This is a genomic window from Dyella terrae (genome assembly GCF_004322705.1).
GTDB lineage: Bacteria > Pseudomonadota > Gammaproteobacteria > Xanthomonadales > Rhodanobacteraceae > Dyella_D > Dyella_D terrae.
In genome coordinates this window covers 1,044,214-1,056,927 of record NZ_SIZZ01000002.1, presented here as the reverse complement: position 1 = coordinate 1,056,927, position 12,714 = coordinate 1,044,214, and the positions used below count along the sequence as shown (strand labels likewise).

The following is a 12,714-nucleotide window of genomic DNA, read 5'->3' as shown; positions in this document are numbered from 1 at the left end:
GCGTAATGGCGGTTCGGCGATTCGTATTCGACGTGCGCCGTCGAAATCGTGATACCACGGGCCTTTTCTTCCGGCGCCGCGTCAATCGCGTCATACGCCTTGAATTCGCCACCGAAACGCTCGGCACCGACCTTCGTCAGCGCTGCCGTCAGCGTCGTCTTGCCGTGGTCCACGTGACCAATCGTGCCGACGTTGACGTGCGGCTTGGTGCGTTCGAATTTACCCTTTGCCATACGCGCTAAACCCCGATGGAGTCAAAAGTAAAAGAAAGAAAGGCGATTACCGCAGCGACCAGCGAAATGGTGCTCATGACTGGAATCGAACCAGCGACCTCTTCCTTACCAAGGAAGTGCTCTACCGACTGAGCTACATGAGCACGAGCATCCAGAACGAGATCAATGGAGCGGGAGACGGGAATCGAACCCGCACCATCAGCTTGGAAGGCTGAGGTTCTACCATTGAACTACTCCCGCCCTGCGCGGAACTCGTCTGGTGGAGGGAGGTGGATTCGAACCACCGAAGGCGTAAGCCAGCAGATTTACAGTCTGCCCCCGTTGGCCGCTTGGGTATCCCTCCAACAAAGAACGGCTATTGTGTGGATCAGACGCCGACCTGTCAACACCTGAACAACGAAAAATTGCAGGTTGCGATGATGTTTTTGCGCATCCCCAAGATGATTCTCAGGAATCTGAAACGACCCTGGTGGTGATCAGCGCTTCCATCTCCCGGGACAGGTCGGCCAGACGCATGGCCTGGCCCTGCAGCGCACGCTCCGCATCGTCCCTGGGCTCCCAGGCGGGAACCGGCGTCGGCTTGCCATCGGGCGCGTCCAGGGCCACGAAGATCATCACGCAACTGGTCGCCAGGTGATGCTCATCCTTGCGCAGATCACGGGCCAGCACGTCGACCGCCATGTGCATGCTCGAGCGCCCCGTGTGGATCAGTCGAGCACGCACCGTCACCAAATCACCGATGAGGATGGGAGCCACGAACTGGATGCCACTGACCGAAGCGGTCACGCAGTACGCGCCGCTCCAGGCCACCGCGCAGGCGTAGCCGGCCTGGTCGATCCATTTCATCACCATGCCGCCATGCACTTTGCCGCCGAAATTCACGTCCGTCGGCTGCGCAAGGAACCGGAATTTCACTTCGTGCTGCTGGCCTGGCATGCGTGGCTGGCTCCGTGATGGCGAGCGCGCATTATGCGCCGCGACGCGCCGGCAGACACACCCCGCGAATTAATGCGAAGGCGCAGGCAGCACGAGCGGATCCTCACGATAGATCGCCACATGCGGCACGCCGTCGGCACCCACCCAGCCGCGGTACATGCCCTCGGTATTGAACGGCAACGCCACCTCGCCATCGCGACCGAGCACAATGGCCCCGCCGTCGCCGCCCATGCCGGGGATCTCCTCGTTGATCACTGCCCTGCCCGCCTCCGACGCTGATGCTCCTTCGCGCCCCATGCGCATGCAGATATCGCGCGCGGCGGACACCCGAAGGTAATACTCACCCCAACCCGTCCCCGACACCGCACAGTTGACGTCCGCATAGGTGCCGGCGCCGATGACCGGCGAATCACCGACGCGGCCGTAGCGCTTGTTGGTCATGCCACCGGTCGAGGTACCGGCGGCCAGTCGCCCCTGGTCGTCGCGCGCCACGGCACCTACCGTGCCGAAGTGGCGCAGGCCTTCCTTCAGCGCGCTCGCCTGCTTGTTCTCCTGCTTGAGTGCCTGCTGCAATTCCTGCCAGCGTCGCTCGGTGCGGAAGTACGTGGGATCGACCAGCGACACGCCCTGCTCGCTCGCAAACTGCTCCGCACCATCACCCATCAGCATCACGTGCGAGGAATGCTCCATGACGGCACGCGCCAGCAACACGGGATTCTTCACGCGATGGACGCCGGCCACGGCCCCCGCAGCGAGCGTCGCACCATCCATCACCGAGGCATCGAGTTCGTTGCGCCCATCGTGCGTGAAAACGGCGCCACGCCCCGCGTTGAAAAGCGGATCGTCTTCCAGCGACGTGATCGCGGCCGTCACGGCATCCATCGCCGGACGCCCCTGCCGCAACTGCTCATACCCGCGACGCAGTGCGAGCTCCAGCGCTGCGCGCGCCTGCGCTTCGCTCTGCGGCGTCATGCCCGCTTTTTCCACGCCGGCGCCGCCATGAATCGCCAGCACAACGGGCTGCTCGCCATGCAATTGCAGCTTGCCCTGATCCACCCGGGCCACGGCCTGAAACGCGGGCTTCTCGATATGCCAGTTCGTGAGATCGAGTCGACTCTGCGGTCCGACGCCAACGACGCGCACATCCGCAAACCCCAGCGCCTGCCCCGCCTTCGCTTGCGCGGGCTGGCCGGCCGGCGTCACCACCCAGGCGAAACCATTGCGAGAAGTGAACACCTGCCCCTGGCCGCGCCCGTCGATGCACAGCGCCGTGCGCTCATCCACGCCGATGCCGATGGCGGCGCGATCACCTTCGGTGCGCTCGCGCGCAATGAAAGCCAGCAGCCGACCCAGGCGATCGCGCGCGGCGAAGTGCGTATCGGTCACCACATGCGCGAGGAATGGGAGATGCAGGAAATCTTCGACAAGGGTCACAGCCGGCCCCAGCGGATCGGCCAGCGCTTCGGGCGAGGTCACGCTGCCACCGTCCATGGCGCCGTACACGTGCGCGCCGAGGACAGCCAGTCCCGCGCTACTGCCGCCAATCGGCTTGCCCGCGCGCACATGATCGTTCAGCGCGGCCTGCATCGGCGTGCCCTTCCAATAGCGCACGTAGTTCGACTGATCGCCCCCGGCCAGGAAGATGCCATCGGCGCGGCGCACCCGCGCCAGCAGATCCGCATTGCTGGATGCATCGCGCGCGCTGAAGACGATGGTCTCGACGGACGCCACCCCACCGATGCGCCGATACCAGTCTTCCTGCAGATCTTCCGCGCCAGAAGCGCGCAGTATCAGGATATGCCCATGCCCCGCCTTCGCCGACAACCAGGCGAACGCCTTGTCCACCCAGTCGCCGCCACCCATCAGCATCGCGCCCGGCTCGACCTTGCCGGGTGTCGGCGCCTTCAGATCGCCAATGGCGTAGTAGGCGTAGCCGTTGCCTTTGGGGGCCAATGCGGCATGCGCACCTGAGAAGGCGCAGAAAAAGCTCAGGAAAACAGCGACGAGCAAACACAACGAACGGCGATCGAATGGCATGACATGACCTGCGGCAAAGCGGCGACCCGCTGGCCTGACATACATCGCGGCCAGCCCCCATTCCTGACGGAGACGATCAAAGGGCGCGCATCCCCCACCGTGTCGAGCGGCTCTGAAGGCACATAGGCGCCGCCCCGGATTGCCGCTATGTTCGCCCCATGGACGACACACTGGACGACTGGTTCATTCGCGAAATCCTCGTGCACGAAGCGGCGCTGACGCGGCTGCTGCAACGCCTTTGGCTGCATCGCGACGATATCCATGACCTGCGCCAGGAAGTCTATGTGCGTGTCTACGAGGCCGCCGGCAAGGCGCTGCCGAACCAGCCCAAGGCCTTTCTGTTTTCGACTGCCCGTCATCTGGTGACCGACCGGCTGCGCCGTAGCCGGGTCGTCGCCATCGACGCCGTGGGGGATTTGGAAGCGCTGAACGTCTTGATCGACGAGCTCACGCCGGAACGGCGGCTGGACGGGCGACAGATCCTCAAGCAGCTGGCCGAGGCCTTCGATGGCCTGCCGGCCCGCTGCCGCGAGGTCGTATGGATGCGAAAGGTGCAGGAGCTGCCACAGAAAATCGTGGCGGAGCAGCTTCAGATCACCGAAAAGACCGTGGAGAAACAGGTGGCCAAGGGAATCCGGCTGATCGCCGACCACTTCTACGGGGCACGAGCCCCAGAAGGAAGCGCATCGTCGCGACCGACCCCAGGCCAAAGCGAATCGAGTCATGGCCAGCAGCAGACAGACTGAGCACATCGCGGCCACCTGGCTCGCGCATCGCGACAGCGGTCAATGGACAGCTGCGGATGAGGCTGCGCTCACGGCCTGGCTGGCCGAATCGATCGCGCACAAGGTTGCCTTCCTCCGGCTGGAGGCCGCGTGGCGCGAAGCGGGTCGACTCCAGGCCCTGGGCGCCGGCCTGACGGAGGCACACGTGCCACCGCGCGGACGCTGGATGCACCTGGGTGCACAGCGACCCGCCACCACCATCGCGCCCACCGGAACGCAACGGCGCAGGACGTCGACGAAACACGGGCGCTGGCTGTTCGCCGCGATCGCCAGCGTGGCCCTCGTCGTCGCCAGCACCTGGGGCTGGTATCGAAGCGGGACCGAACCGGTGGTTCAGTACACCACGGCCATCGGCCAGTTGAACGACGTGACGCTGAGTGACGGATCGCAGGCCACGATCAGCAGCGACAGTCACATCCAGGTGGCCTGGACCCGAAGCGAGCGGCATATCGACCTTACGCATGGCGAAGCCTTCTTCCGCGTCGCCAAGAACCCGGGCAAACCCTTCGTGGTGGAAGCCGGAAGCCGACAAATCGTGGCCGTCGGAACGCGCTTCGCCGTGCGTCGCGATGGCGAGCAGCTGCGCGTGGTGGTCACCGAAGGCGTCGTGCGACTCGAACCCGCCGGCGCGGACGGCACGGGGACGTCCGCCACCCTGCTCCCCGCTGGCAGCGTGGCGCAGATCGATGGCAATGGCCTGTGGGTGCGCACGCTCCCGCTCGCCCAGGTCGAACACCTGCTGGACTGGCGCGAAGGCTTTGTCAGCTTCCACAACACACCGCTGGCCAGCGCCGTCAGCGAATTGAATCGCTACAGCACGCGCAAGATCGTTGTCGCCGATGCGTCCATTGCCACGCTCCCGCTGGGTGGCAACTTCCGCTGGTCCAACACCGACGCCTTCGTCAATTTGCTTGAAGCCGGGTTTCCGATTCGAGCGGAGCGTCGCGGTGAGGAGGTCATCCTCCACGCGCGCTGAAGGGATCCGGGAGGAAAGTCCAGGGACGAGTGCGGGGTTTTCTCGTTTCGTTCGTCATGACGCCTAGTACGACGTCAACAGAACGTCTCGGGGGAGACCAATGACTGCACTACGCACGACGCTTTTCGCGCTGGCCAGCACGCTGTCGCTCCTGGCCCATGGCCAGGATGTCGCCAAGCGCATCGATATTCCGGCCGGCAATCTGGTGGATGGGCTGGATGCCCTGGCCCGTCAATCGGGCGCGCAATTCCTGTATCGGGCCGATCAACTCCAGGGCTTGTCCACGCCTGGCGTGCATGGCGACATGACGCCTGAGGCGGCCTTGTCCCAACTGCTCAAAGGCAGCGGTTACGCTGCGCATCGCGATGCATCCGGCGCGCTGGTGATCGTCAAGTCATCAGCAGCCCCGGCGGCGGCACCCGCGGCCAAGCCGGCGGCCAAGCCCGCGGTTTCCGCGACGCCAGCGGCGCAGAACCTGGAGGCCGTGACCGTCACCGGCTCTCGCATTGCCCGCTCCCAGGTAGAAGGCCCGGCACCGGTCATCACCATCACGGCTGAGGACATCAAGGCCAATGGCTATGTCAGCGTGCCGGACGTGCTGCGCGGCATCACCCAGAACGGTGGTGAGACGCAGAGCCAGCAATCGGCCAGCGGCGCTGACTTTTCACCCGGCGCGCAACAGGTGGATCTGCGCGGCCTCGGACCGAACCACACCCTGGTGCTGGTCAATGGCCGTCGCATCGCCGACTTTCCGATGCCGTTCAAGGGGCGCAGCAACTTCACCGACATCTCCAACATTCCGTTGGGCATGGTCCAGCGCATCGAAGTGCTGACGGGCAGCGCATCGGCCGTTTATGGCTCGGACGCCATTGCAGGCGTGGTCAACATCATCCTCAAGGAAAAGGCGGACGGCACGACGGTCGACTACCGCTACGGCGATACCACACGTGGCGGCGGCCAGTCCCAGCGACTGAGCCTGTCATCCGGTTTCAACTCGGGTGCGCTGACGATGCTCGGCGGCGTCGAGCTGATCGACCAGAAACCGCTGTGGGCGTACCAGCGAGGCATCCAGGACTCGACGCAGGATGCGCCTACCGAACGTTCCCGCATCGCCCGCCGCACCTTCCTTCGCACCGACTACGACGACACCTATCTCGATCCCGGCGCGGGCACCTGCGCCAATCTGGGCTACCTCAACCAGGGCAGCACTTACCGGGCCTCGCGTCCGCGCTACGGTGCATTTGACGATGAGCTCGACGACTACGGCCCCGGCTACTACTGCGGCAGCGACAAGGCCATCGGTTACGGCACGGTGATGAGCAAGAACCGTGGCGTGAATGCCTATGGTTCCGTCACCTATCGCTTCGATAACGGCACGCAGTGGTTCGCCGACGTGCAGCTGGGCTATCACAAGGTCGAACTGTTTCGTGACGTCGAGCAGTGGGCTTACATGCAGCCCGACGGCAACGAAACCGGCTACTTCTACAACCAGGCCACCGACCAGGTGGAGTACTGGCAGCGCCAGTTCACGCCCGAGGAAATGGGCGGCCTGAAGAACGGCATGATCACGAACATCCAGCGCACTTTCAGCATTGCCACTGGCTTCAAGGGGCAGCTGGCCGAGCACTGGGATTACGAAGCGGCGATTTCGCACTCGCAGTACCACAGTGCGATCAGCTGGCCGCAGACGATTGCCGGCAAGGCCAACGACTTGTTCCTCGGCCCACAGCTGGGCGTCGATGATGACTCCGGCCTGCCGATCTTCAACGCCGATCCGTCGCGTCTCTACACCCCGCTGACGCGCAGTCAGTACGACTCGATCACGGCCAACAGCACCTATCATCCGAAGACGCGCAACGACACGCTCTCGTTCACGGTGACGGATGCTTCGCTGTTCACCCTTCCGGGTGGTGACGCGGGATTTGCCGCGGTGGCGGAGTACGGCTCGCAGAGTTACGCCATCAATCCCGATCCGCTCGCCACGCAGTATTACTACTACAGCTGGCGCGACTCCGATGGCCACGGTAGCCGCAATCGGTGGGCGCTCGGCAGCGAGCTGCGCATGCCCGTGCTCGACCAGCTCAACCTGAGCGTGGCCGGCCGCTACGACCGATACATGTTTGCCGGCCGGGACATCGGCAAGTTCACCTGGAGCGGTGGCGTGGAATGGCGTCCGGTGGACAGCCTGCTGGTGCGCGGCTCCTATGGCACGGCCTTTCGCGCGCCGGACCTGCACTACGTGTATGCCGGCGAAGGCAATGATGAAACTTCGGGCGTGGATTACTACCGCTGCCGCTCGGAAGAGGCTGGCACGCCCGTATCCGACTGCGATTACTCGGACGAGGGCGTCATCCGTACGCGCAAAGGCAATCATGATCTGAAGGCAGAAACCAGCACGGCCTGGACGGCCGGCGTGCTGTGGTCGCCGACCGAACGATTCGACATCTCGGCCGACTACTTCAGCATCCGCATGCGCAATCAGGTGCAGGACCTGAGCACCGACACGCTGCTGCAGGAGGAAGCCAACTGCCGGCTGGGCCAGAAGGTCGACGGCACGCCGGTCGACCCGAACTCTCCGACCTGCCAGGCCGCCCTCGCCCGCGTCACGCGCCTGGACAGCGGCAAGCTCTACGGTGTCTACGTCAATCCGATCAACATCGCCAGCGAGAACACCAGCGGCGTGGACGTCAGTGCGCATTACCGCATCGATACATCGATCGGCACGTTTCGCCTGAGCGGCAACTACACCTGGGTTCGCGAGCACAAGTTCCAGCAGTATCCCGGCGATCCGACCATTGACGAGTTTGCGGTCAACAGCGGCTTCGACATTCCGCGCACCAAGGCGAATGCCAGCATTTCCTGGGAGCGCAAAGGCTGGAACGTCACGCTGTATGGCGAGCGCCTGGGTCGGCTGCCGAATTCCGACTCGTACGACCAGGTCTACGATCCGGACAGCGGCGAGAGTCCGTGGGTCCACGCGACTTACCGCTACAACGCCTCGGTGCAGTACAAGTTCACCGACCGCCTGCAACTTGCACTGCTGGTCGACAACCTGCAGAACAAGATGCCGCCGCGCGACAAAAGCTACACGGCGTACCCGTACTACGACGTCTCGTGGTTTGACTCGGTGGGCCGCAGTTTCTACCTGCAGCTGACGTGGAAGTTTGGCGGTAGCCCGCTCTAAGGGTGCAAGAGGCTCGTGGGAAGTTGGCTGCGTGGCGGCACCAACTTCTCACCCCTTCGATCGCACCAGCACCATGGGCGTGGACGCAATGCCGTTCGGTGCGATCCGCCTCGGCCCCGACGCCGTGAATCCCAGTCGTTCGTAGACCGGCACCGCCATGCGCGTGGCGTTGAGGGTGAAATGCGTCGTGCCGGCGCGCCGCACCGCATCGGCCATCGTGCGCTGCCAGAGTTTGCGGGCAATGCCGCGACCGCGGAAACGCGTGGTCACATACATCTGAAACAGGTGGCTGTTGTCGCGCATGGCGGAAACGCCCACCAGCACATGGCCGGCGAACGCGAGCTGGAACCGACGACCATCACGCAGTTGCTCGCGGATGGATGCGGTGGCCAGTCGCTGCATCAGTTCGGCCGCCGCGCGTTTGGGTTGTTCGGGAAGCACCCATTGCCTCACGACGCGTCGCACGAAGCGACCAATCAGGACGGCATCGTCAGGACGACCCACGCGATAGGTGATGGTGGCTGGCATGGTCCGATCACATCAGGCCACCGCCCCGGTCGCAAGTCCCCCACAAAAAAGCCCTCCGCGAAGGAGGGCTTTTCAGTGTCCTTCAACGCCGGTCAGACGTTGAACAGGAAGTGCAATACGTCGCCGTCCTTGACGATGTAGTCCTTGCCTTCCTTGCGCAGGCGACCCGCCGCAGCGGCGCCCTGCTCACCCTTGTACTGGATGAAGTCGTCGTACGAGACGGTTTCGGCACGGATGAAGCCGCGTTCGAAGTCGGTATGGATCACGCCCGCCGCCTGCGGTGCAGTGAAGCCGCGCTTGATCGTCCAGGCACGGACTTCCTTCACACCAGCGGTAAAGTAAGTCTGCAGGTTGAGCAGCTTGTAGGCGGCGCGGATGACGCGATTGAGGCCCGGCTCTTCAAAGCCGAGGTCCTGGAGGAACTCGTCGCGGTCGGCGTCGTCGAGCTGCGAGAGCTCTTCTTCGATGGCGGCGGAGACCGGCACCACTTCGGCGCCTTCCTGCTCGGCGCGCGCGCGCACGGCATCGAGATGCGGATTGTTCTGGAAACCGTCTTCACGCACGTTGGCGATGTACATCAGCGGCTTGAGCGTCAGCAGGAACAGATCGCGCACCAGCGCCTTCTCTTCGTCATCCAGGCCCAGGCTGCGCGCAGTCTTGCCTTCGTTGAGGCCAGCGGCGAGCTTCTGCAGCACTGGCTTCTTGGCCATGGCTTCCTTGTCGTTGGCCTTTGCGGCGCGCTCGGCGCGGTTCAGGGCCTTTTCGACGGAATCCAGATCGGCCAGGGCCAGTTCGGTGTCGATGGTTTCGATATCGGCGATGGGATCGACCTTGCCGGCGACGTGCACGATGTCGCCGTGCTCAAAGCAACGCACCACGTGCGCGATCGCATCGACTTCGCGGATATGCGCCAGGAACTTGTTGCCCAGACCCTCACCCTTCGAAGCGCCTGCCACCAGGCCGGCGATGTCCACGAACTCGACGGCGGTCGGGATCACCTTCTGCGGATTGACGATGCCCGACAGCGCATTCAGGCGCGGATCCGGCACCGGCACGACGCCGACGTTCGGCTCGATGGTGCAAAAGGGGAAGTTCGCCGCGGCAATACCCGCCTTGGTGAGCGCGTTGAACAGGGTGGACTTGCCGACGTTAGGCAGGCCGACGATGCCGCATTTGATGCCCATGCTTTTGTCCGTCAATCCGGCGGCGGTGCCGCCTGTGAATAGGGGAAGTCGGCGGCTGCGCCGCCAGTAAACGGTAAACGGTGAAGGCGGCGACTTGCGTCGCCTGTAAACGGGTCATTATAGCGTGCTGGCGGGGGCCGCTCTTGCTCTTACCTGTTCACCCTTTACAGCGCCGCAGGCGCGGATTTACAGCGAGCGCCAGCGAGCGGCCTCACCCCTTCGGGGTGTGAAGCTGCTGCATCGCTTTGTCGAACTGCCCGTCGACTGCCAGCGGAAGTACGTCGAGCGCGCGGCCAATACCATCCAGGATGGCGTCTTCGTCCTTGGCAGACGGACGCCCGAGGACCCAGGGCGTCACCTTGTCCTTGTGGCCCGGATGACCGATGCCCACGCGCAGGCGATGGAATTTGGCGTGACCGAGGTGCGCAATGATGTCGCGCAGGCCGTTCTGGCCGCCATGACCACCGTCGAACTTGATGCGGATGGTGCCCGGATCCAGGTCCAGCTCATCGTGCGCGACGAGGCACTCGGCCGGCTCGATCTTGTAGTAGCGCAGCGCCGAGGCGACGGCGATGCCGCTTTTGTTCATGAAGGTGGCAGGCTTGAGCAGCCACACCGCCTCGCCGCCGATGCGCACCTTGCAGGTCTCGCCGTGCAGCTTGCCGTCGAAGCCCCAGCGCTCGCCTTGAGCAGCTGCAAGGGCGTCAACAAACCAGAACCCGGCGTTGTGCCGGGTTCGGAGGTATTCGGTACCGGGATTCCCCAGTCCGACAATCAGTCGCAGTCCAGCCATAAAGAGCCAAGAAGCGAACCGGCCCGCACCGGAGGGCGCGGGCCGGCCAGCGTCTTACTTCTTGTCGGCAGCCGGAGCGGCGTCGCCTTCAGCGGCCGGGGCTTCTTCGGCCTCTTCCTTCACCGTGTTGGCGGTGACAACGGCGATGTCGTGGTCAGCACCCAGCGAGAGGGCTGCGATTTCCACGCCCTTCGGCAGCTTGAGCTGCGACAGGTGGACGATGTCGCCCGGCTTCAGGTCGCCCAGATCGAGTTCGATGAACTCCGGCAGATCCTTCGGCAGGCAGGAGACTTCCACTTCCGTCAGGTTGTGCGAAATCACGACGCCCGAGGTCTTGGCGGCGCTGGACTTCTCCTGGTTCAGGAAGTGCAGCGGCAGGTTCACGCGGATCACGGCGTTTTCGTCAACGCGCAGGAAATCCATGTGCAGCATCTGCAGCTTGAACGGGTGCTTCTGCCAGTCGCGCACCAGCACCTTCTCCACCTTGCCGTCGACGTTCAGGTCGAGGATCGAGGAGAAGAACCACTCGTGCTTGGCAGCGAGCAGGATGGTGTTGTGTTCGATCTGGATGCTCTGCGGGGCCTTGCCGGCGCCGTAGACCACGGCAGGCACGTAAGCGGCATGACGCAGGCGGCGGCTCGCACCTTTCCCCTCGTCCTTGCGGCTCTCGGCCTTGATTTCATGAATGGTAGCCATTGCTATTGCCTTGGTTTTGATAAGTCGCCTCGCGGCGACGGATTTGACTCCCCCGCGACCAGAGGAGTCAGTGCTGGAGCCCCTGAATGGCCATCAGGCCACCCGGGAACTCCGGATTTCTGATCGTTCGAGGCCAACGGTGCCGGTGAAACCCCGGCCGCCAGGCGGCCTGTGAACGGTCAAAAGTTAACGGGGTGAACCGCCGAGTATACCCGAGTTTCCGTTTTTCCGTTAACTGTTAACGGCTTACTCAATCGACGTAGAGCGAGCTCACCGACTCACCGAAGGCGATACGACGAATCGTCTCGGCCAGCAGCTCGGCCACCGACAGCTGACGGATCTTGGTGCACGCCAGGGCTTCAGGGCGCAGCGGCAGCGTATTGGTCACCACCAGCTGGTCCAGCTGGGAGTTCTCCACGTTGCTGATGGCGGCACCGGACAGCACCGGATGGACGCAGTAGGCCACGACCTTGCGGGCGCCGCGCTCCTTGAGAGCGGCAGCGGCCGCGCACAGGGTGCCGGCGGTATCGACGATGTCGTCGACCAGGACGCAGGTCTTGCCGTCGACGTCACCGATGATGTTCATCACGGTGGCCACGTTGGCCTTGGGACGGCGCTTGTCGATGATCGCGAGGTCCGCGTCGTCGAGGCGCTTGGCCAGGGCGCGGGCGCGAACCACGCCGCCGACGTCCGGGCTGACCACGATGAGGTTGTCCATCGAGTGGTTGCGCCAGATGTCCGCCAGCAGCACCGGCGAGGCATAGACATTGTCCACCGGGATATCGAAGAACCCCTGGATCTGGTCGGCATGCAGGTCGACAGTGAGCACGCGATCCACGCCGACGGTGCCGATCATCTTGGCGACCATCTTGGCCGTGATCGGCACGCGTGCCGAGCGCGGGCGTCGGTCCTGACGGGCGTAGCCGAAATAAGGAATCACGGCGGTAACGCTGGCAGCCGATGCACGCTTGAGCGCATCAACCAGGGTCAGCAGTTCAAAGAGGTTTTCCGCACTGGGAGCGCCCGTGGGCTGAAGTACGAAGACTTCCTGGCGGCGGACGTTTTCTTCAATCTCGATCTGCGTCTCGCCGTCGCTGAAGCGACCGACCAGAGCTTTGCCAAGCGGCACGCCCAAACGCTGGGCCACATCCTCGGCAAGCGCGCGGTGGGCGTTGCCAGCGAAGAGCATCGGTCCGGAAGTATCCAGAGTCATTGCTTTGAACCTATGGCCATGTGAAATGGCTGGGGCGGTAGGATTCGAACCTACGCATGCGGGAATCAAAATCCCGTGCCTTAACCAGCTTGGCGACGCCCCAGTAAATTCGTTGTCGACCCCCTGCCCCGGCCCGGTCCATCGGCGCG

General features: G+C 63.9%; 11 protein-coding genes, 4 tRNA genes and 1 pseudogene. 3 read left to right on the top strand and 13 right to left on the bottom strand.

Going from position 1 to position 12,714, the window contains the following annotated elements; all coding sequences use genetic code 11:
• From EYV96_RS15490 to EYV96_RS18960, 7 genes and pseudogenes are all read right to left on the bottom strand, one after another.
• Positions 1-233, bottom strand: a 233-nt coding sequence (locus EYV96_RS15490) for a GTP-binding protein (protein ID WP_240732599.1), incomplete at its 3' end; no start/stop codon positions are given.
• A gap of 67 nt (positions 234-300) precedes the next feature.
• Positions 301-376 (bottom strand) — tRNA-Thr (locus tag EYV96_RS15485).
• 23 nt (positions 377-399) lie between these two features.
• A tRNA-Gly gene (locus EYV96_RS15480) sits at positions 400-473 on the bottom strand.
• Between the two features lie 17 nt (positions 474-490).
• Positions 491-576 (bottom strand) — tRNA-Tyr (locus tag EYV96_RS15475).
• 104 nt (positions 577-680) lie between these two features.
• Positions 681-1,169: an acyl-CoA thioesterase gene (locus tag EYV96_RS15470; RefSeq protein ID WP_131152421.1), complete on the bottom strand. Its 489-nt coding sequence runs from the start codon at positions 1,167-1,169 to the stop codon at positions 681-683.
• 69 nt (positions 1,170-1,238) lie between these two features.
• Positions 1,239-2,234 carry an isoaspartyl peptidase/L-asparaginase family protein gene (locus tag EYV96_RS18965; RefSeq protein WP_240732615.1) on the bottom strand — a complete coding sequence of 332 codons (996 nt, stop codon included), beginning with the start codon at positions 2,232-2,234 and terminating at the stop codon, positions 1,239-1,241.
• A gap of 195 nt (positions 2,235-2,429) precedes the next feature.
• Positions 2,430-3,032 (bottom strand): annotated as a pseudogene (locus EYV96_RS18960) (cyanophycinase); the annotation flags it as partial.
• A 332-nt stretch (positions 3,033-3,364) separates the two neighbouring features.
• Between EYV96_RS18960 and EYV96_RS15460 the strand changes: the two are divergent.
• The 3 genes from EYV96_RS15460 to EYV96_RS15450 all read left to right on the top strand — a co-directional run bounded on the left by EYV96_RS15460 (position 3,365) and on the right by EYV96_RS15450 (position 8,151).
• Positions 3,365-3,952, top strand: coding sequence for an RNA polymerase sigma factor (locus EYV96_RS15460; RefSeq protein ID WP_131152419.1), 588 nt, complete (start codon positions 3,365-3,367; stop codon positions 3,950-3,952).
• Positions 3,930-4,967 carry a FecR family protein gene (locus tag EYV96_RS15455; RefSeq protein ID WP_131152418.1) on the top strand — a complete coding sequence of 346 codons (1,038 nt, stop codon included), beginning with the start codon at positions 3,930-3,932 and terminating at the stop codon, positions 4,965-4,967. The genes EYV96_RS15460 and EYV96_RS15455 overlap by 23 nt, the downstream gene beginning before the upstream one ends.
• Positions 4,968-5,067: 100 nt before the next feature.
• Positions 5,068-8,151 (top strand): TonB-dependent receptor, encoded by a 3,084-nt coding sequence (locus EYV96_RS15450; protein WP_131152417.1) that lies wholly within the window; start codon positions 5,068-5,070, stop codon positions 8,149-8,151.
• A 48-nt stretch (positions 8,152-8,199) separates the two neighbouring features.
• Here EYV96_RS15450 and EYV96_RS15445 read toward each other — a convergent pair whose 3' ends face one another.
• From EYV96_RS15445 to EYV96_RS15420, 6 genes are all read right to left on the bottom strand, one after another.
• Positions 8,200-8,679: a GNAT family N-acetyltransferase gene (locus EYV96_RS15445; RefSeq protein ID WP_131152416.1), complete on the bottom strand. Its 480-nt coding sequence runs from the start codon at positions 8,677-8,679 to the stop codon at positions 8,200-8,202.
• Between the two features lie 92 nt (positions 8,680-8,771).
• Positions 8,772-9,863 carry a redox-regulated ATPase YchF gene (ychF, locus tag EYV96_RS15440; RefSeq protein ID WP_131152415.1) on the bottom strand — a complete coding sequence of 364 codons (1,092 nt, stop codon included), beginning with the start codon at positions 9,861-9,863 and terminating at the stop codon, positions 8,772-8,774.
• Positions 9,864-10,074: 211 nt separating this feature from the next.
• Positions 10,075-10,656, bottom strand: a complete 582-nt coding sequence (pth, locus tag EYV96_RS15435) for an aminoacyl-tRNA hydrolase (protein ID WP_131152414.1) — start codon at positions 10,654-10,656, stop codon at positions 10,075-10,077.
• 54 nt (positions 10,657-10,710) lie between these two features.
• Entirely contained in the window at positions 10,711-11,352 is a 642-nt protein-coding gene (locus tag EYV96_RS15430) for a 50S ribosomal protein L25/general stress protein Ctc (RefSeq protein ID WP_131152413.1), read from the bottom strand.
• A gap of 250 nt (positions 11,353-11,602) precedes the next feature.
• Entirely contained in the window at positions 11,603-12,541 is a 939-nt protein-coding gene (locus tag EYV96_RS15425; RefSeq protein WP_131152492.1) for a ribose-phosphate diphosphokinase, read from the bottom strand.
• A 50-nt stretch (positions 12,542-12,591) separates the two neighbouring features.
• Positions 12,592-12,668: transfer RNA gene (locus EYV96_RS15420), tRNA-Gln, on the bottom strand.
• Between the last annotated feature and the right edge of the window lie 46 nt (positions 12,669-12,714).

What these genes read in the sequence shown, in the direction of transcription:
- EYV96_RS15470 (WP_131152421.1), bottom strand. Translation starts at nt 1,169, where the DNA reads ATGCCAGGCCAGCAGCACGAAGTGAAATTCCGGTTCCTTGCGCAGCCG.
- EYV96_RS15460 (WP_131152419.1), top strand. Translation starts at nt 3,365, where the DNA reads ATGGACGACACACTGGACGACTGGTTCATTCGCGAAATCCTCGTGCAC.
- EYV96_RS15455 (WP_131152418.1), top strand. Translation starts at nt 3,930, where the DNA reads ATGGCCAGCAGCAGACAGACTGAGCACATCGCGGCCACCTGGCTCGCG.
- EYV96_RS15450 (WP_131152417.1), top strand. Translation starts at nt 5,068, where the DNA reads ATGACTGCACTACGCACGACGCTTTTCGCGCTGGCCAGCACGCTGTCG.
- EYV96_RS15445 (WP_131152416.1), bottom strand. Translation starts at nt 8,679, where the DNA reads ATGCCAGCCACCATCACCTATCGCGTGGGTCGTCCTGACGATGCCGTC.
- ychF (WP_131152415.1), bottom strand. Translation starts at nt 9,863, where the DNA reads ATGGGCATCAAATGCGGCATCGTCGGCCTGCCTAACGTCGGCAAGTCC.
- pth (WP_131152414.1), bottom strand. Translation starts at nt 10,656, where the DNA reads ATGGCTGGACTGCGACTGATTGTCGGACTGGGGAATCCCGGTACCGAA.
- EYV96_RS15430 (WP_131152413.1), bottom strand. Translation starts at nt 11,352, where the DNA reads ATGGCTACCATTCATGAAATCAAGGCCGAGAGCCGCAAGGACGAGGGG.
- EYV96_RS15425 (WP_131152492.1), bottom strand. Translation starts at nt 12,541, where the DNA reads ATGCTCTTCGCTGGCAACGCCCACCGCGCGCTTGCCGAGGATGTGGCC.